This window comes from Streptomyces sp. NPDC000404, assembly GCF_040300365.1.
GTDB lineage: Bacteria > Actinomycetota > Actinomycetes > Streptomycetales > Streptomycetaceae > Streptomyces > Streptomyces ramulosus.
Genome location: NZ_JBEPDN010000013.1, coordinates 38836 through 60368, shown reverse-complemented (window position 1 = coordinate 60368; position 21533 = coordinate 38836). Strand labels below are relative to the sequence as shown.

The following is a 21533-nucleotide window of genomic DNA, read 5'->3' as shown; positions in this document are numbered from 1 at the left end:
CCCGATCCCGTCCGCCCCGCAACCGCCGGCCGGAAGGAAGCGGCGCCCCGGATCGCGCACCCCTCACACCCGCCACCCCGCCCGCTCCTTCAGGAACTGTTCGTACGTCCGCACCCCGACCGCCTGCCCCGGGGCGAGGTTCTCGCCCGCGCGGAAGCCGGCCATCGTGCGGCCGGGGAGCCACAGCGGGACCGGCAGGCGCCGTCGGCCGCCGTACCGCAGGGTGAGACGGACCAGGTCCCGGGCGTCGAGGATCTGCGGGCCGCCCATGTCCGTGACCCGTCCGGCGGGGGCGCCGAGCGCCAACTCGGCCAGCCGCGCCGCCACTTCGCGTACCTCGATCGGCTGGACGCGTACCCCCGCCGGGTACGGCAGCAGCGGGGAGCGGGCGCCCGCCTTCACCAGCCGGAGCACCAGGTCGTGGAATTGCGTCGTCCGCAGGATCGTCCAGCCGGTGCCGGACCGCTCGACCATCCGCTCCACCGCCCGCTTGGTGCGGTAGTAGCCGAGCGGGATGCCGCCCACCCCGACGATCGAGATGTAGACCAGATGCCCCACCCCGGCGGCCTCCGCCGCGGCCAGCAGATGGTCCGCCGCCTCCTCGTCCCCGCCCGCCGGGGTCGACGCGCAGTGCACCACCGTGTCCACGCCCGCCACCGCCTCCGCGAGCCCGACGCCGTCGCGCAGGTCCACCGCGTACGGATGCAGCCCCGGGGCGGCCGGCCCGGCGGGGAGCCGCCGGCTCAGCGAGCGGACGTCGTGGCCGGCGTCGAGCAGCCGGCCGACGACGGCCCGGCCGAGCGTGCCCGTACCGCCGGTCACCAAAAGAGTCGCCATCGCGGATCATTCCTTGAGGTCGTGAGGGTGAGGAGCGCCGTGCCCACGGCGGGTCCGTCGTGGGTGTGACATCCATTCCAGACCCGGCACGCCCGGGAAACCGGTGACCGGCGAAGCTTGTGAGGCACCCCACAGGGTTCGCCCGCATGGCCGACGATCAGCCGTGGCACACTGGCCGTGTACTGAAACAAGCAGCAGCGCACTCCGGGGTCGGTGTAATTCCGAACCGGCGGTAACAGTCCGCGACCCGTCCGCAGCCAGCGGCCGGTTGAGCAGGTGAAATTCCTGCACCGACGGTGAAAGTCCGGATGGGAGGCAGTGCGCGGCGGGCGAGCTTCGGTGACCGCCGCTGGTGGTGCGTCCGGTGCATTTTTCCCGGGCGGGCTTTCCTTTTCCGCGGCGTGTCCGCCGTCGTTCGTTTCCGCTTCTGCCATCCAGGCAGCCCCGGAGTCCGTGCCCGAAGAGGCAGGAGGACCCGGTGGCCACCCAAGCCCCCGTCGAGACCGCGGCGATGCGCCGCGCCATCGCACTCGCCGCCCACGGGCTCGGGCACACCAGCCCCAACCCCGTCGTCGGCTGCGTCATCCTCGACGCCGAAGGCCGCACCGCAGGCGAAGGCTGGCACCGGCGCGCCGGCGGCCCGCACGCCGAGATCCACGCCCTGGCGGAAGCGGGCGAGCGGGCCCGCGGCGGCACCGCACTCGTCACGCTGGAGCCCTGCAACCACTCCGGTCGCACCGGCCCCTGTGCCCAGGCCCTCATCGACGCCGGGGTGGCCCGCGTCGTCTACGCCGTCCCCGACCCCAACCCCACCGCGACCGGCGGCGCCGCCACCCTCGCGGCCGCCGGCATCGACGTCGAGAGCGGACTGCTCGCCGACGAGGCCGCCGCCGGCAACGAGGCCTGGCTCACCTCCGTCCGGCTCCGCCGCCCCTTCGTCCTGTGGAAGTACGCCGCCACCCTCGACGGCCGGATCGCCGCCGCCGACGGCACCAGCCGCTGGATCTCCTCGGCCGAGTCCCGCGCCGACGTCCACCGGCTGCGCGCCCAGGCCGACGCCGTCGTCGTCGGCTCCGGCACCGCCCGCGCCGACGACCCGCAGCTCGGCGCCCGCGTCACCGGCCTCACCGACGACGAGGTCACCCAGCCGCTGCGGGTCGTCGTCGACTCCGGCGCCTCGGCCGTCAAGCCCGGCGCCCGGGTCCTGGACGGCACCGCACCCACCCTGATCGCCGTCGCCGAGGACGCCGACGCCGCCCACCTCGAAGGCCTCGCGCCCCTGGTACGGCTGCCACGCGCCGCCACCGGCCGCGGCCTGCGCATCACCGCCCTGCTCCACGAGCTGTACGCCCGCGACGTCCGCTCCGTCCTGCTGGAGGGCGGCCCGACGCTCGCCGGGGCGTTCCTCGCCGCGGGCGCCGTCGACAAGGTCGTCGCCTACCTCGCACCGGTCCTGCTCGGCGCCGGGCCCGCCGCCGTCGGCGACGCCGGAATCACCACCCTCACCGACGCGTTGCGACTCGATGTCACCGAGATCGTGCCCTTCGGCCCCGATCTGCGGATCACCGCCACCCCCGTCCGCCACACCCCGCACGAGGAGATCTGACGTGTTCACCGGAATCGTCGAAGAACTGGGTGAGGTCACCGCCGTCGAGAACCTCGGCGACTCCTCCCGCTTCCGCCTGCGCGGCCCCGTCGTCACCGACGGCGCCCGGCACGGCGACTCGATCGCCGTCAACGGCGTCTGTCTGACGGTGGTGGACACCGCGGACGGCGAGTTCACCGCGGATGTGATGGCCGAGACGCTGAACCGCTCCAGCCTCGGCGCGCTGACCACCGGCTCCCGGGTCAACCTGGAGCGCCCGATGGCGCTCGGCGGACGCCTCGGCGGCCACCTCGTCCAGGGCCATGTCGACGGCACCGGCACGATCACCGAGCGCGTCCCCGGCGAGCACTGGGAGATCGTGAAGATCACGCTGGAGCCGCAGCTGGCGCGCTATGTCGTCGAGAAGGGCTCGATCACCGTCGACGGCGTCAGCCTCACCGTCGTCGACGCCGCCGACGACCACTTCACCATCAGCCTGATCCCGACCACCCTCGCCCTGACCACCCTCGGCATCAAGCAGGCCGGCGACCCGGTCAACCTGGAGGTCGACGTCCTCGCCAAGTACGTCGAGCGGCTGCTCGGCCCGGGCCGCGCCACCGGCACCACACCCGAAGGAGCCGTCCGGTGACCGCTACGACCTGGCTCAACGGCGAGGCGTTCACCCTCTTCGGACAGCACGTCATCTGGTCCGACATGATCGGCAACACCATCGGCCTCGCCGCCCTCGCCCTCGGCTGGCGCCGCTCCATCTGGACCTGGCCCGCGCAGTTCCTCTCCGGCGTCATCCTCGTCGCCGCCTACGCCTCCGCCCACCTCAGCGGCGGCGTCGGCAAGCAGCTGCTGGTCATCGTCGTCGCCCTGTGGGGCTGGCGGTCCTGGCGCCGCGGCCGCCGGCAGGCGCAGGACGGCTCCATCGCCGTCCGCTTCGCGAGCTGGCGCGAGCGCGGCCTGCTGCTGGCCGGCACCGCCGCCGGGACCGCCGCCGTCGGCGGCCTCTTCACCCTCGTCCCGCAGCTGTCCTGGAACCCCTGGCCGGACGCGTACATCTTCGTCGGCACGCTCGCCGCGATGGTCGCCCAGGCCCGCGGGCTCGTCGAGTTCTGGTTCGCCTGGCTCCTCGTCGACCTGGTGGGCGTCCCGCTCGCCTTCGGCAGCGGCCTCGCCTTCTCCGGCCTCGTCTACGTCGTCTACTTCGCGCTGGTCATGTGGGGCCTGCGCGACTGGTGGCTGCGCTCGCGCACCGGCGCCGCCACCGCCCTGGAAGGAGCCGCGGCATGACCGCACTGCAGAGCTGGTACGAGCCCGGCGCCGCCGACGACGCCGCGGACCTGACCCTCGACCCCGTCGAGCGGGCGATCGCCGACATCGCCGCCGGCCGCCCCGTCGTGGTCGTCGACGACGAGGACCGCGAGAACGAGGGCGATCTCGTCCTCGCCGCCGAGAAGGCCACCCCCGAGATCGTCGCGTTCATGATGAGCGAGTGCCGCGGTCTGATCTGCGCGCCCATGGAGGGCGCCGAACTCGACCGCCTCGCGCTGCCGCAGATGGTCGAGCACAACACCGAGTCGATGCGGACCGCCTTCACCGTCTCCGTCGACGCCACCGGCGCACACGGCGTGACCACCGGCATCTCCGCCGCCGACCGCGCCACCACCCTGCGGCTGCTCGCCTCCGGCGAATCGGCGCCCGGCGACTTCGTCCGCCCCGGCCACATCTTCCCGCTGCGCGCCCGCCCCGGCGGCGTCCTCGTCCGCAGCGGCCACACCGAGGCCGGCGTCGACCTCGCCCGCCTCGCCGGACTCCGCCCGGCCGCCGCGATCGTGGAGATCGCCGGGGAGGACGGCACCATGCTGCGCCTGCCCGAGCTGGTGCCGTTCGCCCGCAAGCACGGCCTCGCGATCATCTCCATCGAGGACCTGATCGCCTACCGCCGCCGCTCCACCCCCACCGTCCGCCGCGAGGCCACCACCCGGCTGCCGACCGCGCACGGCGAGTTCACCGCGTACGGCTACCGCTCCACCGTCGACGGCGTCGAACACATCGCGCTGGTCGCCGGCGAGCTGGGCGACGGCGAGGACGTCCTGGTCCGCGTCCACTCCGAGTGCCTGACCGGCGACGTCTTCCACTCGCTGCGCTGCGACTGCGGCCCGCAGCTCCAGGCGGCGCTGGGACGGATCAGCGCGGCCGGGCGCGGCGTGGTCATCTACCTCCGCGGCCACGAGGGACGCGGCATCGGCCTGCTCTCCAAGCTGCGGGCGTACGAACTCCAGGAGCGCGGCCGCGACACCCTCGACGCCAACCTCGAACTGGGCCTGCCCGCCGACTCCCGCGACTACGCCGCCGGCGCCCAGATGCTCCAGGACCTCGGCGTCCGCTCGGTCCGCCTGCTGACCAACAACCCCGACAAGATCACCGCCCTGGCCCGCCACGGCCTCACCGTCTCCGGACGCGAGCCGATGCCCGTCCAGGCCGGGGAGCACAACCTCCGCTATCTGCGCACCAAGCGCGACCGCATGGGCCACGACCTGCCCTGGCTCGACTCCCCGAGCGAGCAGCGGTAACGCACCTTCCGACCGTCCCCGACGACACCACCACCCATGCGAGGAGAACCGTGAGCGGCAAGGGCGCACCCGAACTGACCGTGAAGAACTGCCGGGACCTGCGGGTCGCCGTGATCGCCGCGCAGTGGCATGCGCAGGTGATGGACGGCCTGGTCAGCGGCGCCCTGCGCGCCCTGACCGACCTCGGCATCGACGAACCGACCCTGCTGCGGGTCCCCGGCACCTTCGAACTGCCCGTCGTCGCGAAGGTCCTCGCCGGACGCGGCTACGACGCGGTCGTCGCGCTCGGCGTCGTCATCCGCGGCGGCACCCCGCACTTCGACTACGTCTGCCAGGGCGTCACCCAGGGCCTGACCCAGGTCGCCGTCGACACCGGCGTCCCCATCGGCTTCGGCGTGCTGACCTGCGACACCGAACAACAGGCCCTGGACCGCGCCGGCCTCGCGGGCTCCACCGAGGACAAGGGCCACGAGGCGGTCACCGCGGCCGTCGCCACCGCCGCCACCCTGCGGACGGTCTCGGAACCCTGGCGCTGACGGAACGGGCCCCGCACGGGGCCCGTCGCCCGCCACCACCCTTCACCCGAGGCGCTGCGCCCCCGCCCGTCGCCCACCCCCACCCTTCACCCGAGGCGCTGCGCGCCGCAGCGACATTGCCCGCTAGGGTATGGAGCACCATGTCCAAGAAGACGTTCGAGGAGCTCTTCGCCGAGCTCCAGCAGAAGGCCGCCAACGGCGACCCCGCCACCTCCCGGACCGCCGAACTGGTGCAGTCCGGGGTCCATACGATCGGCAAGAAGGTCGTCGAAGAGGCCGCCGAGGTGTGGATGGCCGCGGAGTACGAATCCGACGACGCCGCCGCCGAGGAGATCTCCCAGCTCCTCTACCACCTCCAGGTCATGATGATCGCCAAGGGCATCTCCCTCGACGACGTCTACGCCCACCTCTGAGCCCCCGCTCGCCCCGCCCCACCTCACCCACCGAAGGAAGAAGAGCACCTCATGCTGCGCATCGCTGTCCCCAACAAGGGTTCACTGTCCGAGCCTGCGTCGGCGATGCTCCATGAGGCCGGCTACCGCCAGCGCAAGGACCGCAGGGAACTGGTCCTCGTCGACGCGCAGAACGAGGTCGAGTTCTTCTTCCTGCGCCCCCGCGACATCGCCGTCTACGTCGGCTCCGGCAAGCTCGACATCGGCATCACCGGCCGCGACCTGCTGCTGGACTCCGGCTCGCAGGCCGAGGAGATCCTCCAGCTCGGCTTCGCCGGCTCCACCTTCCGGTACGCGACCCGCCCGGGCACCGCCACCGACGTCAAGGAGTTCGGCGGCATGACCGTCGCCACCTCCTTCTCCGGCCTGGTCAAGAAGCACCTCGCGGACAACGGCGTCGACGCCGACGTCGTCCACCTCGACGGCGCCGTCGAGACCGCCATCCAGCTCGGTGTCGCCCAGATCATCGCGGACGTCGTCGAGACCGGCACCACGCTGCGCAACGCCGGACTGGAGATCATCGGCGAGCCGATCCTCACCTCCGAGGCGGTCGTCATCCGCCGCACCGGCGCCCCCGCCGACGACCCGAAGGTCCGTCAGTTCCTCCGCCGGATGCAGGGCGTCCTCGTCGCCCGCCGCTACGTGATGATGGACTACGACATCCGCGTCGAGCAGGTCGAGAAGGCCGTCGCGCTCACCCCGGGCCTGGAGTCGCCGACCGTCTCCCCGCTGCACCACGAGGGCTGGGTCGCGGTCCGTTCGATGGTCCCGTCCAAGGACGCCCAGCGCATCATGGACGAGCTGTACGACCTCGGCGCCCGCGCCATCCTCACCACCGGCATCCACGCCTGCCGCCTCTGACGGCCCCGCAGCCCAGCCCGACCACCTCCGACGGAAGACCCACGACGTGTCCGCGCCTCTCCCCGCCCTGCCGGTGACCTTCCGGCCGACCCGCACCCGGGTCGTCCTGTACCTCGTCGGCCTCGCCCAGCTCGCGGCCCTCATCGCGATCGGAGTGGCGCTGCCCAAGCTGTCCGGCGGGGAGCGGATCAGCTTCGTCTTCACCGGTCTGCTGGTCCTCGCCGTCCTCCTGCTGCTCGCCCGCCCCAAGGTGGTCGCCCGGCAGGAGGGCGTCACCGTCGTCAACCTCACCACCCGCCGCGAGCTGGCCTGGGCCCAGGTGCTGCGCGTCAACCTCCGGCAGGGCGACGCCTGGGTCCACCTCGACCTCGCCGACGGCACCAGCCTGCCCGCGATGGGCATCCAGCCCGGCATCGCCCGCCAGCAGGCCATCCGCGACGCCCGCGCCCTGCGCGACCTCGCCGAACTCCACGGCACCGGCGGCCCCGCCACGGCCTGACCCGCCGTCCGGTGGCCCTGCCGTAACCGGCACCCCCTGTTTACCCTGTTCCCCACGGCGCCCTCCGCGCCCGCCCCCTTGCCCGGGGCCACTGCGACCTGAGGAGTGACTCCCTCCGGCAATGGACGGATCGTCCTGTAGTACCTCCGCCGCCCCCTGCGACCCCCCGGATACGACGGAGGCGGCGGCATGACCGGCCCCCTCCTGCTGCTCCTCGCAGCGCTCGTCCTCATCCTGGCCAACGGCTTCTTCGTGGCCGCCGAGTTCGGGCTCGTCACCGTCGAGAAGGCCGACGCCGAGCGGGCCGCCGACGACGGCGACCGCCGCGCCGCCACCGTCGTCGCCGCCCTGCGCGAGCTGTCCTTCCAGCTCTCCGGCACCCAACTGGGCATCACCATCACCTCCCTCGTCGTCGGCATGCTCGCCGAACCGGCGCTCGCCGCCGTCCTCGACGGGCCGCTGACCGCGACCGGGCTGCCCCGCGGCGCCGTGTCCGGCATCTCGGTGGTGACCGGCATGCTCCTCGCCTCCGCCGTCCAGATGGTCGTCGGCGAACTGGTGCCGAAGAACTGGGCGGTCTCCAAGCCGCTCCAGGTGGCCCGCTTCGTCGCCGGCCCGCAGAACGCCTTCTCGCGCTTCTTCCGCCCGGTGATCACCCTGCTGAACACCGTCGCCAACCGCCTGGTCCGCGCCCTCGGCGTGGAGCCCACCGACGAGCTGGCCTCCGCCCGCACCCCCGGCGAACTGGTCTCCCTCGCCCGGCACTCCGCGCAGGCCGGCGCCATCGAGCAGGACACCGCCGACCTCTTCGTCCGCACCCTCGCGCTCGGCGAGCTGACGGCGGAGAACGTCATGACGCCCCGGGTGCGGGTCAGCGCCCTCCAGGCGTCCGCGACCGCCGAGGACGTCGTCAACCTCACCCGCGCCACGGGCCTGTCCCGCTTCCCGGTCTACCGCGCCCGCCTCGACGAGGTCATCGGCATGGTGCACCTCAAGGACGCGCTGGCCGTCCCGGCGCCCGACCGGCTGCGCACGCCCGCCGCCCGGATCGCCGTGCCGCCGCTCCAGGTGCCGGCGACGCTGCCCGTCGCCCCGCTGCTGGAGCGGCTGCGCAGCGAGGCGCCGATAGCCGTCGTCGTCGACGAGTACGGCGGCACCGCAGGCGTCGTCACCCTGGAGGACATCATCGAGGAACTGGTCGGCGAGGTCCGCGACGAACACGACCGGGTGGACCTGCCCGAGCTGGCCCAGGCACCCGCCGAGGACGGCCGTCCCGCCTGGGACGCCGACGGCGGCTGCCGCGTCGACACCCTGCGGCGGATCGGCCTGGCGGCCCCCGACGGCCCGTACGAGACCGTCGCCGGGCTGGTCGCCCACATACTCGGCCGGATCCCGGCCCCCGGTGACACCGCGGAACTCGACGGCTGGCGGCTGCGGGTGCGGCTGGTCGCGCACCACCGCGCCGAGCGGATAAGGCTGGTCAGGACGGTCCCCGCGGGCGTCGCCCGGGAGACCGCCGGCGCGGGGGCGGAGGCCGCCCGGTGACCTTCGCGCAACTCCTCCTCGCCGTCCTCCTCGTCCTCGCCAACGGCTTCTTCGTCGGCGCCGAGTTCGCCCTCGTCTCCGTCCGCCGCAGCCAGATCGAGCCGCTGGCCACCGAGGGCTCCAAGCGGGCCCGTCAGGTGCTGCACGGGCTGGAGAACCTGCCGCAGATGATGGCCGCCGCGCAGTTCGGCATCACCGTCTGCTCGCTGACCCTGGGCGCCGTCGCCGAGCCGACCGTCGCCCGGCTGCTGGAACCGCTCTTCGCCGCGGTCCACCTGCCCGCCCCGCTGATCCATCCGCTCGGCTACGCCATCGCGCTGGCCGTGGTGGTCTTCCTCCACCTCGTCATCGGCGAGATGGTGCCGAAGAACCTCGCGATGGCGGCGCCCGAGAAGACCGCGCTGTGGTTCAGCCCGGGGCTGGTGGCCTTCGCCCGGCTCTGCCGCCCGGTCACCGCGCTGCTCGGCGCCTGCGCCAGGGGAGTGCTGCGGCTCTTCCGGGTCGAGCCCAAGGACGAGGTCGAGGCGGTCTTCACCAGCGAACAGCTCACCCACCTCGTCGAGGACGCCGGACAGGCCGGTCTGCTCGCCCCGGCCGAACAGGAGCGGCTGGCCGACGCCCTGGAGCTGGGCAGCCGCCCGGTCACCGACGTCCTCCTCGACCGCGCCCGGCTGGTCACCGTCGATGCGACGGTCACCCCGCGCCAGGTGGAGGAGCTGACCGTCGCCACCGGCTACTCCCGCTTCCCGGTCTGCGCGCCGGGCGGGGCGTACATGGGCTATCTGCACGTCAAGGACGTCCTCGACCTGGAGGAGCGGGACCGCGCGGTGCCGCAGCGGATCTGGCACCCGATGACCACGCTCCGCGCCGAACTCCCCCTGGACGACGCGCTGACCGCGATGCGCCGGGCAGCCTCCCACCTCGCCGCGGTCGCCGGGCCCACCGGCCGGGTGCTCGGTCTCGTCGCGCTGGAGGACGTCCTGGAGAAGCTGGTCGGGGAGGTCCACGACCCGGCGCACCGCACGGAGCCGCCCTCGCACGGCGCCCGCGACGCGGCCGCGCCCGTCCCGGCTCCGGCACCGGACGCCACCGGCGCCGAGGCACCCGGGGCCGCCGGACGCCCCGACGGGGACCGCGCGCTGACCGGCTGATCCGGCCGATGGGTCAAGGGGCCCGTCCCGCCGCCGCGCACCGCGCGGGTCAGAGCGGGGCGGGCCCCGCCGCGTCCGGCCCGCGCCCCGAACGCACCTCGCCGTACGCCTGGATCAGATCGGGCAGCCGGAGCGTGGCGAGGTCGTCGCGGCCCGGGGTGCCGCGCCAGGTGGAGAGCCGCAGATCGCGGTAGGCGCAGCTCTTCTCGTAGAGGGTGCGCAGAAAGCGTCCGTTGCCCAGTTCGTCGATCCAGCCCTGGTCGACGACGTGGCTGCTGATGCTGCGCAGCTCGTCGCGGGCCTCGTCGTCCCAGCGGTCGCCGTTCTCCTCGGCCAGCACCTCGCCGATCGCGGTCAGCTCGCCCGGCCGGTAGCTGGGGAAGTCGACCCGGCTGGTGAACCGCGACGACAGCCCCGGGTTGGCGGCCAGCAGCCGGTCCATGCCCTCCGGGTAGCCCGCCAGGATGACGACGAGCCGGTCGCGGTTGTCCTCCGCCCGCTTGAGCAGCACCTGGAGCGCCTCGTCGCCGTAGGCGTCGCCCTTGCTGTAGCCGGTGTTGGAGAGGCTGTACGCCTCGTCGACGAAGAGGACGCCGCCGAGCGCCGAGTCGATCAGTTCATTGGCCTTCACGGCGGTCTGGCCGAGGAACTCGCCGACCAGATCGGCGCGCTGGGCCTCCACCAGATGGTCGCCGCCCAGCAGGCCCAGCGCGTAGAAGACCCGGCCGAGGATGCGGGCCACCGTCGTCTTGCCGGTGCCGGACGGGCCGGAGAAGACGAAGTGCCGCTTGGGCGGCTGCACCGGCAGCCCCTGCCCGGCCCGCAGCCCGGCCATCCGCAGCTGCGCGGAGAGCGCCCGCACCTGCCGCTTCACCGGCTCCATGCCGACCATCCGCTCCAGCTCCGCCAGCGCCTGCTCCAGCAGCACGGGATCGGCGGGCCCGGCCGTCCGCCCGGCGGCCCGCTGCCCGGGCACCGCCGCCTTGCGCCGCGCGGCGGACGCCGCATCGGGCACCGCGCCCGCCGCCTCCGGGAAGCCGGCCTCACCGGCCACCGCCTCCCAGCCGTCGACGGCGTCGAGCGGAGCGAGCGGATCGGGATCGCGCCCGGCCTCCTGACCCGCGGCGGGCACGGTCGCGAGGTCGCCGCCCTCCTCCAGACCGTCGGCCTGGGCGATGGTGGCCAGCCGCGCCGCGGTGTCCATGAACGTCCGGTCGACGCGGTGCACCGCCCGGTACAGGGGGAGCGCGGCGGCGCTGCGGCCGGTGCCCTCGTGGGCGCGGGCGAGCCAGTACCGCAGCTCCTTGCGCTGCGGCTGCTCGCTGCGGCACCGCATCAGCGCGGCCGACAGCAGCGGCGCCGCCTGCCCGTACATCTCCAGCCGCACCCGCGCCATCCCGCCGAACAGCCCGGCCTCGATGCCCAGCACCGGATCGTCCAGCAGCGGTTCGGTGTGGCGTACGAGCGCTTCCCAGTCCTTGACGAGGTAGGCGCGGCAGGCGTGCAGAAAGCGGACCTGCGGGTCGGCGTCGACCGGCGGGCAGCCGGCCAGCGCCTGGTCCAGCTCCGCGACATGACGGCCGTCCAGCCAGTGCGAGGCGTGCGCGAGCAGCAGATCCCGGCGGCTCTCCAGCACCGGCTGCACCCACCAGCCCAGCCAGTACCAGGAGTTGAGGGGGCGTCGGTGGCGGGTGCGCTGTTCGCCGAAGCGGTCGCGGTGGCGGTGCATCCGCAGCAGCGCGGTCGAGGTGTCGGCGCGCAGCGCGTGCAGGCCGAGCCAGGCGTCGGCCATCGTCGGATCCATCCCTACCGCGGCCCGGAACTCCTCCTCGGCCTGCGGATACGCGCCGACGGTATAGGCGTCGACCGCGCGCAGCCAGGCGAGTTCGGCCGGGGCGGGCGGCGCGCCCGGTGTACCCAAGTCCATCGCATCCCCCACAGAACGTGCCCCGGTGTCCCGCCGACCGGCCGCCACGCCACCGCCGAAGCGCCGTACGCCGTACGGGAGTTGCCGCCGCCCCGCAGCCGTCACCGGCCCCTCGCACGCCCCTGCCGTGGCACCGACTCGCATGGTACCCGGGGTGTCGCCGCAGGCCGTAGGGGGCGAGCGGGGATGTGCGGAAGGGGGCAGAAGGGGGCGCGCACGGCGCGAACGGGACGGTGACCCACGGTGAGGGGGAGAGGGCGCCGAGAGCGGCGAAAAGGGAGGTGTGGGCAGAACGAAGCCCCCGATCACGGGGGAACAACCGGGGGCTTCGCGTCTGCGGGCGACTCCGTGAGCCGCACAATGAGAACGTAAGTCCTGTACGCCCCCCAGGTCAAGCCGAGTTGGGCAGTCGGCGGGTCCTCACCACCCGATACCCGACCTTCTCCCAAGTCCGGTGACACAGCGTAAAGGTGACGTTCCTTCAGGTCGCCGAACCGGGCCCCTCGATCACCTCGTACCCCACCGTTCCCTGCCGCACCAGAAGGTCGGCGTACGGACGCGAGGGATCCGCCGTGAAGTGCGTCCGCTCCGCCGGAATCCAGCCATCCCAGAACTCCGTGAGCGCCGCCCCGTCCCGGAGCCGCCCCCGCTCCCAGGACGGCTCGTCCGCCAGCTCCATCCACAGCAGACAGGCCAGCTGCGGCCGCAGCGCCCGGCGCCCGACACCCACGCCCTCCACCACAACCACCGGCTCCGGCGCCACCTCGCGCACCTCGCCGTACTCCCGGCGCACCCAGTCGTACACCTCGTACCGCGCCCGCTCGCCCCGGGAGAGCGGCGCCAGCACCTGCTCCCGGAACCGCTCCGCCCAGTCGAAGAGCCGGGCGTGGCAGGCCAGGTCGTCGGTGCGGACGACCGGCGCGCCGCCGAGCGCCGCGGCCAGCCGCCGGGCGAAGGTGCTCTTCCCCGACCCCGCGTGCCCGTCCACCCCGATCACCCGCACCGGGCCGCAGGACGGCGGGAGCGCGGCGAGGCGGGCGGCGAGCGGGGCCAGGGCGTCGTTCATCGCGCCAGCGTACGTACCCGGTGTCCGCCGCTCACATCGGCCCGGCGACGCGCGTCCGACCGCTGGCCGAAATGCAGGGGTACCGGAGATAGTTGACCCCTGCCCGCACGGGCGCCGCGCCAGGCGACCCGCCCCTTTGCGGCACCCGGTGCGCGTACGCCTTCCGGGGGCCGCCCGACCGTGTTCCGTCCGCCGTCCGCACCGCCCGCGTTTCCGTACGCCGCACCCGACTGGGGGAATCCCGATGACACGTTCCGCGTCCCGCCGCACCGTCCTCGCCGCCGCACTCGCCGCGGCCGCGGCCACCGCGGCCCCCGCCGCGGCCGCCGCACCGCACCCCACGGGCGCCGGGCCCGCGCCGCGGACGGCCCGCCCGAGGAGAACCGTGGACCACCACTCCTGGACCACCGCCGCCGACTGGGCGCGCGGCACCCACGACGGAACCGGCCCCGCGCCGTCCGCCTGCCCCGGGATCCGTCTGCTGGCCCCCGCCGGCACCGCCGAGTACCACGACCCGCACACCGGCACCACCGCCACCTGGGAGTACGCCACCTGGACCGGCCCCGGCCACACCCTCGCCGTCCCGGCCACCGAACTCATCGCCTCCTGGAACGCCCACACCCCGCCCGGCACCTGGATCACCGTCGAGGTCCGCGCCGCCTACTCCGACGGCGGCCACACGCCCTGGTACGTCATGGGCCGCTGGACCTCCGGCGACGGCGACGCGGACATCCGCCGCACCTCCGTCGACGACCAGAAGGACGGCCGCAGCAGCGTCTCCACCGACACCCTCGCGATCGACGACGCCGCGAGCGGCACCCGCTTCACCGCCTACGCCCTGCGCGTCACCCTGCACCGCACCCCGGGCACCACCGCCACCCCCACCGTGCACCGGCTCGGCGCGATGGGCTCGGACATCCCCGCCCGCTTCGAGGTCCCGGCCTCCGCCCCCGGCCCCGCCACCGGCCGGGAACTCGCCGTACCGCGCTACTCCCAGGAGATCCACAAGGGCCAGTACCCCGAGTACGACAACGGCGGCGAGGCGTGGTGCAGCCCCACCTCCTCCCAGATGATCATCGAGTTCTGGGGCCACCACCCCGCCCCCGAGGACCTCGCCTGGGTCGATCCCTCCTACGCCGACCCCCAGGTCTGCCACGCCGCCCGCCGCACCTACGACAACCAGTACCAGGGCTGCGGCAACTGGCCCTTCAACGCCGCCTACGCCGCCACCTACCCCGGCCTCCGGTCCGCGGTGACCCGCCTGACCTCCCTCACCGACGCCGAACACCTCATCGCCGCCGGCATCCCCGTCATCACCTCCCAGTCCTTCCTCGCCCCCGAACTCACCGGCGCGGGCTACGGCACCGCCGGCCACCTCATGACCGTCATCGGCTTCACCCCCGACGGCGACGTCATCGCCAACGACCCCGCATCCCCCAACGACCCGGCCGTACGCCGCGTCTACCGCCGCCGCGAGTTCGAGAACATCTGGCTGCGAACGAAGCGGTACGACGCAAAAGGCCAGGTCAAGAGCGGTAGCGGGGGAGTGTGTTACGTGTACTTCCCCGTGAACCCGGCACCAGCTCAGCACCGCGTTCTGCGGGATCTCGGGATCGTGTAGCGGTCATGCCGCCAGGTGGATCGCCGGTTCCTGGTGGACCGCCGGCTCCTGCGGGAGGCGGTCCCGGAAGGTCGTCGTCACCACCTGGCGGCAGCGCTCGCGTCCGTCCTGGGTGAGGTGCCCGTACTGGTCGACCGTGACCTTGATGGAACGGTGCCCGAGCCAGCGGGACACTTCGTGAATGGCGACTCCGTTCGTCAAAGTCAGGGTTGCCCATTTGTGACGGAGGTCGTGTGGTGTGTACGCGCGGAGTCCCAGACGCTTGATGGTTCGGTCCCAGGAAACACGGACAAGTCCGGGGTAGGTCATTCCGCCCTGTTGATTGACGGTGGGGAAGTGATCGGAGTACGGCCGGTTCCAGACGCGGCCCGATGCCGTGGGCTATAGCTTGTATTTCTTCCACGACGTGGTCCGCCACGCCATGCTGTGCCTGCAACGTCAGCAGCCCCCGAACGGTGGGGGGAGCGCCACACCCACCTGGCCGATACCTTCCGGCAGCGACATGAGGAGAGCGATGCAGGCCCGAATGCCATTCGCCAGCAATGCGATGTGGCGCACTTTGTCAGGTGGTCGCACGAGAATGCTGCGCAGGTTCGTGTGGGCTGGATGAACGGGGATCGGGCCGGAGCTGTTAATGGCTAGGACGCCGCTCCGCTGCCCGCCCTTGAGCTGCTCAAAAAATCCCTGAAACCGAAGGGCGAGTCAGAGCAGGTCGGTCAGGTCAGGGCCGAGCCCGTCGATGATGTCAGGGGTCTTGATCCCGTAGCCCTCGGCAACCCCAAAATAGGTCGGCTCGCCGGGCTCGGCTGCAACTCTCAGCAATGCGTCCAAGCTGCGCAGTGCTGCTGCTAGGCGTGGGGCATTTTGTGCGTGCACAGCGGGATGTGGCCTCCCGCTGAAATCGCATGAGCTCCATACGTCATGGAAAACTGAGAGTTCCGCCGAGGGGCCGATGAGGTCGGGGGATACGCTGATTTCGACCAGGCCAGGCTCGCGATGGCATTTTCCTTCAGCGTCGAGCCAGACACCGGAACCCACCACCTTAATCTCTGACATTTCCGCTGAAGGGTAGCGTGCTGGTTGGCATGCTCGCACCTGTTCGGCGATTCCGACGTCATCCAAGGAGCGCCCGAAGACGTCGAGGCGACTGTGAATGCCGAGCCCTCCCTTGCCGACTTCGAACCAGCTCCATTCCAAGGAGATAGGCTCCAGTAGCTTGTTTTCCCGCAGGAGGGCAGACATGCGCGCGGCCGTCTCAAGAGCTGATTCCAGCCCTGGCGCGGTGACGTCCTCAAGATCCCAGAACCATGAGCCGCATTCCCTCGGTGCGCGCATCAGAGTTGACATGAAGTTTGTTTCCTTATGGTGTAGTTGCATTGGTTGGGAATACGGTGAGAGAGCCGTCTTGGAATCTTAGCTCGAAGGAGGCGTTGGTTCGATCTGCGGCCCTCTGGACAGCGTTCAGTGCTCGCTCTGTCAATGCACTCTTGGTGTCAGAAATGTCGAGAACTGCAACCTTTACCTTCACGCCGGGCCCTGCCAGTTGCATCTTTGCAATCTTCGTTACTGCCGACTTGATTCCCTTGACGCTCTCCAGATCTTTGAGTTGAGCGCCGTACTCGATGCCGTTCTCAGACCTGACCAGAACGTCCAGATCAAGGTTTTGTTCTGGTAGTTTCAGCTCAAATTCTATGTTCCCCACGTTCTTGGCCTGCAGTTCAGCTGCATGTTCCAGCGCCTGATGGACAGCTGGCATCATGTCTTTCTGCTTCACTTGGAAGATCAGGTCCTTATAGCCGGGGAGGTGAGAGAACCTTCCGTTGGCGATGTAATCGGCAATGGCTGCACCGTATCCTGACTTTCGGAGCTGGGTCAGCATCCGCTCCTGGTCCACCGGAGGCACCTTCGAATCAACCAGGGACGCCGTGACCGCTTCCTCCTGCTCGGGGGCCATCTTGCCCAGTGGCTGTTGTGCAACGCTGTCGCCTTGCAGATGCACGGAGGGTTGCTCATCCGGGGTGCTTGGGCCGGCCGCCCCGCGGACATCATCGCCCGACCCACCGCCACTCGTTGAGTCGACGTCGGACGAAACCGCCTCGTCATGGTCGCTGTGTGTTCCGTTCCTGTGACTCTCCTGGTGCGGGACACCTTGTGCATCTCCGGTGCCGTGATCTTCTCCCGCTGGCGTGGTGTCCGAGGGGCGGCTGCCGCCACTCGGAGGGTTGGTGTCCAGGCTGTTGGTAGGTATGTGGTTCCCGGCGTCGCCACCGGGGGCGCCGTGGCCGTCGGTGTGGTCCGTGGGGGTGTAGTCGCCTGGTCCGGTCCTGCCGTGGCCTGCATTGTTGCCCGTGTGTACCGGTTCGGACGTATCTGAACCGACGCGTATGACGTCGTCGCCTCGTCCGCCGACCCCGGCCGGCACCCGTTGTTCCTGGTGGACCGGTGTCTCGATCCGTGGGCTGTCCGCGCCCGAGGCAGACGCGCCCTTGGGGGCGTGCTCGGCGTCCTGGAGGAGGTTGCCGTCCTTGCTGTAGAGGTTGCCGGTGGCGTCCGTGTAGTTCCCGGTGAAGGGGTCCTTCACCGTGTGCGGCGGGAGGACAGTCGTGCCTTCGGGCAGTTTGATGTTGCCGTCGGGGAGTTTGGTGGCGCCTTCCGGGACGGTGGCTTCCTTGGGGAGTTGGATCGTGCCGTCGGCCATCTGGACGGAGCCCTCGGGCAGGCTGAAGGCGCCTTCGGAGATCTGGGGGATCTTGAAGTGGCCGGCGTCCTTGAGGTGGGCCATGACGGCGCTGATCTTTGATATTCCCGTGCCTGCGCCCTTGAAGACGTAGGTCATCGGGTCGATGGCTTTGCCCGCCTTGCCGGCGAAGGACACGACCTTGGCGGCGGCGCCGGCCTTGCCTGCGCCCGATGCGGCGGCGCCGGCGCCTTCGGTGAAGACGGCGGTCAGGACGTTGAAGGTGACGGCGCCGGCGGCTCGGGGGGCGTTGGATTCCCATTGGTCCCAGGCCACGAGGGCCTTGCCGGTCTCCTTCATGGCGGTGCGGGAGTCCCTTAGCCAGGAGGGGAGTTTGTCGCCCGGGATCGCGAGGAATGCGGTGCCCAGGATGGGCAGGGTGGTGATCGTGATGCCGGTGGAGAGCTTGGCCAGGCCGGTCCAGGCCTGGCCGGCGGCGTCCCAGCCGTCGAAGCAGAGCAGGGTGCCCAGGCCTCTGATGGTTCCCCATACGCCGTCGACGATGACGCCCTTGCCGAAGTCGTAGGCGTGTCGCCACACCTTCCACCACGGCACGGATTCCTCGACCGCGTCGCCCCAGGGCAGGTGCTCGGACTGCTTGAGATCGTCGGCGTGGTAGCCGTAGCCCGTCTTGTGGGAGCCGCCGATGGCGTGCAGTTTCTTGCCGCCGACCAGGGCGACGATCTTGGCGTGGCAGTCGCGTTCGGCTGCCTGGAAAGCGGTCCAGACCTCGGCGATCTTGTTGCGGCGGTTGAGGTTTTCGTCGGTCAGGTCGCCGTCCTCGCGCCAGTCGTCGTCCCCCGCGACCTTGTGGCGGAAAGCGGCGGCGTCCCGCTTGAGCTGATCGAGCTGCTTGACCAGCGGAGTGATCTCGTGGGCGTAGGTGCCCAGGGCCTTGGCGATGACGCGCACGTCCGAGCTGACGTCGTGTGCTTTGTCCGCCACGGGCTTGGTGACGGCGAACAGTTGCTCCGCCTCGGGTGCCTTGTAGAAGGCGGACAGGCCGCCGAAGGACTTGTGGACGTCCGAGCCGGCGGTCTGGACCTTGGGGGCGCTGTGGGACAGCGCCTTCACCTTGGATTCGAGAAGGTCCAGATCGCCGGTGAAGACCGGTACCTCGGCCGGATCGACCGGAGCGTTACTCACTTCTTCCCCCCGAAGCCCTTCAAAGCGTCCACCCGCACAGCTCGGGCGGCGTTCTGGGCGTTCCTGGCCGCCTCCAGGTCGCCTTCGACGTACTCATTGGTGGCCTTCGCCGCGCCCAGGACGGCGGCCTGGCAACGGTCGGCCATCGCCTTGAAGTCCGACTGGCGTTCCTTCGCGTACTCGGCCAGCGCCACGGCGACCGGCCCCGTCGCGCCGTGCGGCACGAGACCGGGCGCCACCGGCCCCACCGGCTTGTACCCCGCCGCCACCGGCTGCCCGCTCGGCAGCACCTGGGCCTGGGAGCCCGGCACGGCCGTACCCGCCGCCTGCGCCGCCTCCTGCATGTCCGCCAGCAGCGCGCGCAGGACGTCCCCGAGGTCCTCGGCATGCTTGCCGACCACCTTCAACTGGCCCTGCACACCCTGCGGCTGAATGTCCCACGACGCCATGAACGCCCCCGCCTCCTGCATACCTCTCTGCCGCACCGCGCAGCCACCAACCGCAGCGGCGGGCCCCCGTCCCCCTCATAGCTGACAACCCGACGGCGCACCGTGAAAACTGCTTCTGCTTCCGGTGTGCCGGGCCGGTTGTTCAGCCGATGTTGTCGACCGCGGCCTTCGCGCGTTGGAGCGTGTGGTGCGCGGTCGCGTCGTTCTTCTCCAGCGTCGTCTTGAGCAGGCGGATGATGCTCTGGACCTCCTGCGAGGCACGGTTCCAGCGCACCTCCTTGCCGTGGTACTCGTCGGCGACGCCGTCGGCCGTGAAATCCGCCATGGCCTGCTTCACCTGCCCGTCGCGCGCCGCGATCACCTGCTCCAGACGCGCGATCACCGCCTGGATGTTGCCCTGTGCCTCCGACGATGCGCCCGAGTCGTACGAGCGGCGGTCCTTGCCTGCGGTCATCACATTCCTCCCCGTTGAGATCTGAGTACGCGCCCTGGCCGGGCTGTCAGCGGCCCGAGAAGCGGGCCGCGTCGAAGTTCGCCGCCGACATCTGCGTCCGGGCGTTGTCGGCCTGCTCCTGGACACCGGAGCTGAACGCCGTCTCCATGCCCGACTGGCCGCCCACGATCCCGGCCAGCGCACTGTTCAACTCCGCGGTGATCTCGTCCGCGTGCGACTTGAACGCGTCGAAGGCCGCCTTGCCGGAGCCGTTGAACTTGCCCTCCAGCGGCTCGGCCGCCTGCACGAGCTGGCGGATCAACGTCCCCAACTCCGTGCTGGACCCCTGCGAGCGCGACTTCAGCGTCGAGAGCGTCTGCGCTCCCATGTCGAACTTCATCCGGCTCCCCCTGCTGAACGTGACGATCGTTTGTACGGTTATGCCTATCAAGCGCCGGTCCACTGCTGCAATCTGCTCTCCCGATGCTACGACCGGGGTGTGACAACGGCTCAGAGCTGCCGGTGTCCGGTTGCCCGCCCGCCGCAGCGAGGCCGGCCGGGAGGCCCGAAGCGTCGGCCCACCCGTTCCAGGCCCGCTCACTCGCCCTTCAGATGCCGCACCAGGCGCTCGAAGTCCTGCCAGCCCGACAGATCCGACGGGTCTCCCGGCAGCCGGTAGTACATCGCCGGGTGCGTCTTCGGGCCGAGGGGGACGGGCGGTTCCGACAGCGGGGTGTGCCGGGCGCGGTCGTCGGGCATCTGGCGGACCTCGTCCGCGCCTAGGACGAAGGCGAGGGGGACTCCTGGGCCTTCGAAGCGGGGTGGTACCGCCAGGTCGCGGCGGGCCTTGCGGAGCTGTACGAGCATCGACTGGAGGCGGTGGCGGGTGGCCAGCAGCTCCGCCGCGCGGGGCAAGGCGTCCACCGGGGGCTCTTCGCCGGGGCCGTAGCCGAACATCAGCGTGACGTCTTCCTCGACGCCCGACGTCGTCCGGCTGATACGCACCGTGGCGAGGCCCGGCCGGTCCGGGCTGCCGACCACCACGCACCACGTCGGCTCGGGTGCCCGCTCGCGGGCGAGGTCGGTGATCTGACGCTGCGACCAGGGGAGATTGGCTGGTTCGGCCGTTCCCCACCCGGCTGGCGGCGCGCCGGTCAGTTCGCGCCATATCGCCTCCAGGGCGCCGCCGAGGACCAGGCGGTCGTCCGCCGGGTGGACGGTGCGGAAGGTCACGGCCAGTTGACGCTCGCCGCTGTCCACCACCTCCTGGTAGGTGGCGGCCACCGGGGTGCGCGGGTCGTCGGCGGTCGCGTCGGCAGAGGCCACGGGGGCGAACATGCCGTCCTGCCAGCGCAGTACGGCTCCGGTCAGTCCGTCGTAGTAGCCGTCGCGTTCGTCGCGTACGACCCAGCGGGAGGGCCAGGTGCTGAGGCTGTCGCGTACGGCTGGGGAGAGGGTGGTTCCCGGTGGGGTGACGACCTGGAGGCCCAGCTCTGCGGTGGCGGCGGCGCGGTAGGCGTCGGAGAGCCAGGCGGTCATGGCGACCACCGGGCGGTCCTGGATGACGACGGCGACCTTGTCGGTGAGGACGTCGACGGTGGGTTGCTCCGCGGCGGGTGCGGGCGTCGCGCGCACGCCCTCGGTGTTCACCACGGCCAGGGAGTGTGCGGCCTCCGGTGGCCAGGCGGAGCCGTCGGCCAGTGCGGCGAGCCGGGCCGCGAAGGTGCCCGCGAGGCGCTCGGCGTGTGCGACGCCGGTGGTGGCGCGGGCCTCGGTCCACCAGTACGGAACGGGCGGCGGTGCGGCGCCGAGCAGCCGCTCGGCCTCGCCCGCGACCTGGACGAGGAGCGGGGCCTCGATGGCGACGAGAGGTCGGCCCTCGTCGTCGCAGAGCCGCACGACGGCGCCTTCGCCGGTGGTGTCCACGAGCGTGTCGGGGCCCCCGGAGAGCAGGCCGGTGAGCACGGCGCCCGGGGTGGGCATGCGCCGGGTGAGGGCGATGACGTCCTTGGTCATGGGGTAGTCGTCCGGTCCTTCGTCGTTCGTGGCAGGGATGCCGATGCCGATGCCGTGCGTCGTGTCACCCGCGGGCGTGCGGGGGTGCCC

The 21533-nt window shown here is 71.7% G+C and carries 21 protein-coding genes and 1 riboswitch; of the genes, 11 read left to right on the top strand and 10 right to left on the bottom strand.

Annotated features, from left to right (window positions below; genetic code table 11):
• Positions 1–63: 63 nt before the first annotated feature.
• Entirely contained in the window at positions 64–837 is a 774-nt protein-coding gene (locus ABT345_RS24505) for an SDR family oxidoreductase (protein ID WP_345091663.1), read from the bottom strand.
• Positions 838–1032: 195 nt separating this feature from the next.
• Positions 1033–1163, top strand: a riboswitch (FMN riboswitch).
• A gap of 185 nt (positions 1164–1348) precedes the next feature.
• Between ABT345_RS24505 and ribD the strand changes: the two genes are divergently transcribed.
• The 10 genes from ribD to ABT345_RS24455 all read left to right on the top strand — a co-directional run bounded on the left by ribD (position 1349) and on the right by ABT345_RS24455 (position 10048).
• Complete coding sequence (gene ribD, locus ABT345_RS24500; RefSeq protein WP_386459901.1) at positions 1349–2443, top strand: bifunctional diaminohydroxyphosphoribosylaminopyrimidine deaminase/5-amino-6-(5-phosphoribosylamino)uracil reductase RibD; 1095 nt, start codon at positions 1349–1351, stop codon at positions 2441–2443.
• A 1-nt stretch (position 2444) separates the two neighbouring features.
• Positions 2445–3071, top strand: a complete 627-nt coding sequence (locus ABT345_RS24495; RefSeq protein WP_345091658.1) for a riboflavin synthase — start codon at positions 2445–2447, stop codon at positions 3069–3071.
• Positions 3068–3721, top strand: coding sequence for a nicotinamide mononucleotide transporter family protein (locus tag ABT345_RS24490; RefSeq protein WP_345091655.1), 654 nt, complete (start codon positions 3068–3070; stop codon positions 3719–3721). Before ABT345_RS24495 ends, ABT345_RS24490 begins: the two co-directional genes overlap by 4 nt.
• Complete coding sequence (locus tag ABT345_RS24485) at positions 3718–5004, top strand: bifunctional 3,4-dihydroxy-2-butanone-4-phosphate synthase/GTP cyclohydrolase II (RefSeq protein ID WP_345091652.1); 1287 nt, start codon at positions 3718–3720, stop codon at positions 5002–5004. The genes ABT345_RS24490 and ABT345_RS24485 overlap by 4 nt, the downstream gene beginning before the upstream one ends.
• Before the next feature lie 50 nt (positions 5005–5054).
• A complete protein-coding gene (ribH, locus tag ABT345_RS24480; protein ID WP_345091650.1) occupies positions 5055–5540 on the top strand; it encodes a 6,7-dimethyl-8-ribityllumazine synthase in 486 nt (161 codons plus the stop codon).
• 140 nt (positions 5541–5680) lie between these two features.
• Entirely contained in the window at positions 5681–5953 is a 273-nt protein-coding gene (locus tag ABT345_RS24475) for a phosphoribosyl-ATP diphosphatase (protein WP_345091646.1), read from the top strand.
• Between the two features lie 51 nt (positions 5954–6004).
• Positions 6005–6853, top strand: coding sequence for an ATP phosphoribosyltransferase (gene hisG, locus ABT345_RS24470; protein WP_345091643.1), 849 nt, complete (start codon positions 6005–6007; stop codon positions 6851–6853).
• Between the two features lie 46 nt (positions 6854–6899).
• Positions 6900–7352 (top strand): PH domain-containing protein, encoded by a 453-nt coding sequence (locus ABT345_RS24465; RefSeq protein ID WP_345091640.1) that lies wholly within the window; start codon positions 6900–6902, stop codon positions 7350–7352.
• Positions 7353–7541: 189 nt separating this feature from the next.
• Positions 7542–8897, top strand: coding sequence for a hemolysin family protein (locus ABT345_RS24460; protein ID WP_345091637.1), 1356 nt, complete (start codon positions 7542–7544; stop codon positions 8895–8897).
• Positions 8894–10048: a hemolysin family protein gene (locus tag ABT345_RS24455; protein ID WP_345091635.1), complete on the top strand. Its 1155-nt coding sequence runs from the start codon at positions 8894–8896 to the stop codon at positions 10046–10048. The genes ABT345_RS24460 and ABT345_RS24455 overlap by 4 nt, the downstream gene beginning before the upstream one ends.
• A 49-nt stretch (positions 10049–10097) precedes the next feature.
• Here the strand turns inward: ABT345_RS24455 and ABT345_RS24450 are convergent, their stop codons facing one another.
• Entirely contained in the window at positions 10098–11975 is a 1878-nt protein-coding gene (locus tag ABT345_RS24450; protein ID WP_345091632.1) for an AAA family ATPase, read from the bottom strand.
• 481 nt (positions 11976–12456) lie between these two features.
• The gene (locus tag ABT345_RS24445; RefSeq protein ID WP_345091629.1) at positions 12457–13041 is read right to left on the bottom strand and encodes an AAA family ATPase; all 585 of its coding nucleotides are present in this window, start codon (positions 13039–13041) and stop codon (positions 12457–12459) included.
• 244 nt (positions 13042–13285) lie between these two features.
• Between ABT345_RS24445 and ABT345_RS24440 the strand changes: the two genes are divergently transcribed.
• Positions 13286–14662, top strand: coding sequence for a C39 family peptidase (locus tag ABT345_RS24440; protein WP_345091626.1), 1377 nt, complete (start codon positions 13286–13288; stop codon positions 14660–14662).
• A gap of 3 nt (positions 14663–14665) precedes the next feature.
• On the opposite strand, the gene ABT345_RS24435 is transcribed toward ABT345_RS24440, so the two are convergent.
• The 7 genes from ABT345_RS24435 to ABT345_RS24405 all read right to left on the bottom strand — a co-directional run bounded on the left by ABT345_RS24435 (position 14666) and on the right by ABT345_RS24405 (position 21443).
• Positions 14666–14971, bottom strand: a complete 306-nt coding sequence (locus tag ABT345_RS24435; protein WP_345091623.1) for a tyrosine-type recombinase/integrase — start codon at positions 14969–14971, stop codon at positions 14666–14668.
• Between the two features lie 393 nt (positions 14972–15364).
• The gene (locus ABT345_RS24430) at positions 15365–16009 is read right to left on the bottom strand and encodes a hypothetical protein (RefSeq protein ID WP_345091619.1); all 645 of its coding nucleotides are present in this window, start codon (positions 16007–16009) and stop codon (positions 15365–15367) included.
• Between the two features lie 13 nt (positions 16010–16022).
• Positions 16023–18545, bottom strand: coding sequence for a hypothetical protein (locus ABT345_RS24425; protein WP_345091616.1), 2523 nt, complete (start codon positions 18543–18545; stop codon positions 16023–16025).
• Positions 18542–18994: a DUF6507 family protein gene (locus tag ABT345_RS24420; protein WP_345091614.1), complete on the bottom strand. Its 453-nt coding sequence runs from the start codon at positions 18992–18994 to the stop codon at positions 18542–18544. Before ABT345_RS24420 ends, ABT345_RS24425 begins: the two co-directional genes overlap by 4 nt.
• Positions 18995–19136: 142 nt before the next feature.
• Positions 19137–19448: a pore-forming ESAT-6 family protein gene (locus ABT345_RS24415; RefSeq protein WP_345091611.1), complete on the bottom strand. Its 312-nt coding sequence runs from the start codon at positions 19446–19448 to the stop codon at positions 19137–19139.
• A gap of 46 nt (positions 19449–19494) precedes the next feature.
• The gene (locus ABT345_RS24410) at positions 19495–19827 is read right to left on the bottom strand and encodes a hypothetical protein (RefSeq protein ID WP_345091608.1); all 333 of its coding nucleotides are present in this window, start codon (positions 19825–19827) and stop codon (positions 19495–19497) included.
• Positions 19828–20024: 197 nt separating this feature from the next.
• The gene (locus tag ABT345_RS24405; protein ID WP_345091605.1) at positions 20025–21443 is read right to left on the bottom strand and encodes a DUF6177 family protein; all 1419 of its coding nucleotides are present in this window, start codon (positions 21441–21443) and stop codon (positions 20025–20027) included.
• Between the last annotated feature and the right edge of the window lie 90 nt (positions 21444–21533).

Coding starts and splice junctions, on each gene's coding strand:
- ABT345_RS24405 (WP_345091605.1), bottom strand. CDS start 21,443: ATGACCAAGGACGTCATCGCCCTCACCCGGCGCATGCCCACCCCGGGC.
- ABT345_RS24505 (WP_345091663.1), bottom strand. CDS start 837: ATGGCGACTCTTTTGGTGACCGGCGGTACGGGCACGCTCGGCCGGGCC.
- ABT345_RS24420 (WP_345091614.1), bottom strand. CDS start 18,994: ATGGCGTCGTGGGACATTCAGCCGCAGGGTGTGCAGGGCCAGTTGAAG.
- ribD (WP_386459901.1), top strand. CDS start 1,349: ATGCGCCGCGCCATCGCACTCGCCGCCCACGGGCTCGGGCACACCAGC.
- hisG (WP_345091643.1), top strand. CDS start 6,005: ATGCTGCGCATCGCTGTCCCCAACAAGGGTTCACTGTCCGAGCCTGCG.
- ABT345_RS24485 (WP_345091652.1), top strand. CDS start 3,718: ATGACCGCACTGCAGAGCTGGTACGAGCCCGGCGCCGCCGACGACGCC.
- ABT345_RS24445 (WP_345091629.1), bottom strand. CDS start 13,041: ATGAACGACGCCCTGGCCCCGCTCGCCGCCCGCCTCGCCGCGCTCCCG.
- ABT345_RS24435 (WP_345091623.1), bottom strand. CDS start 14,971: ATGACCTACCCCGGACTTGTCCGTGTTTCCTGGGACCGAACCATCAAG.
- ABT345_RS24460 (WP_345091637.1), top strand. CDS start 7,542: ATGACCGGCCCCCTCCTGCTGCTCCTCGCAGCGCTCGTCCTCATCCTG.
- ABT345_RS24475 (WP_345091646.1), top strand. CDS start 5,681: ATGTCCAAGAAGACGTTCGAGGAGCTCTTCGCCGAGCTCCAGCAGAAG.
- ABT345_RS24410 (WP_345091608.1), bottom strand. CDS start 19,827: ATGAAGTTCGACATGGGAGCGCAGACGCTCTCGACGCTGAAGTCGCGC.
- ABT345_RS24450 (WP_345091632.1), bottom strand. CDS start 11,975: ATGGACTTGGGTACACCGGGCGCGCCGCCCGCCCCGGCCGAACTCGCC.
- ABT345_RS24430 (WP_345091619.1), bottom strand. CDS start 16,009: ATGTCAACTCTGATGCGCGCACCGAGGGAATGCGGCTCATGGTTCTGG.
- ABT345_RS24415 (WP_345091611.1), bottom strand. CDS start 19,448: ATGACCGCAGGCAAGGACCGCCGCTCGTACGACTCGGGCGCATCGTCG.
- ABT345_RS24440 (WP_345091626.1), top strand. CDS start 13,286: ATGACACGTTCCGCGTCCCGCCGCACCGTCCTCGCCGCCGCACTCGCC.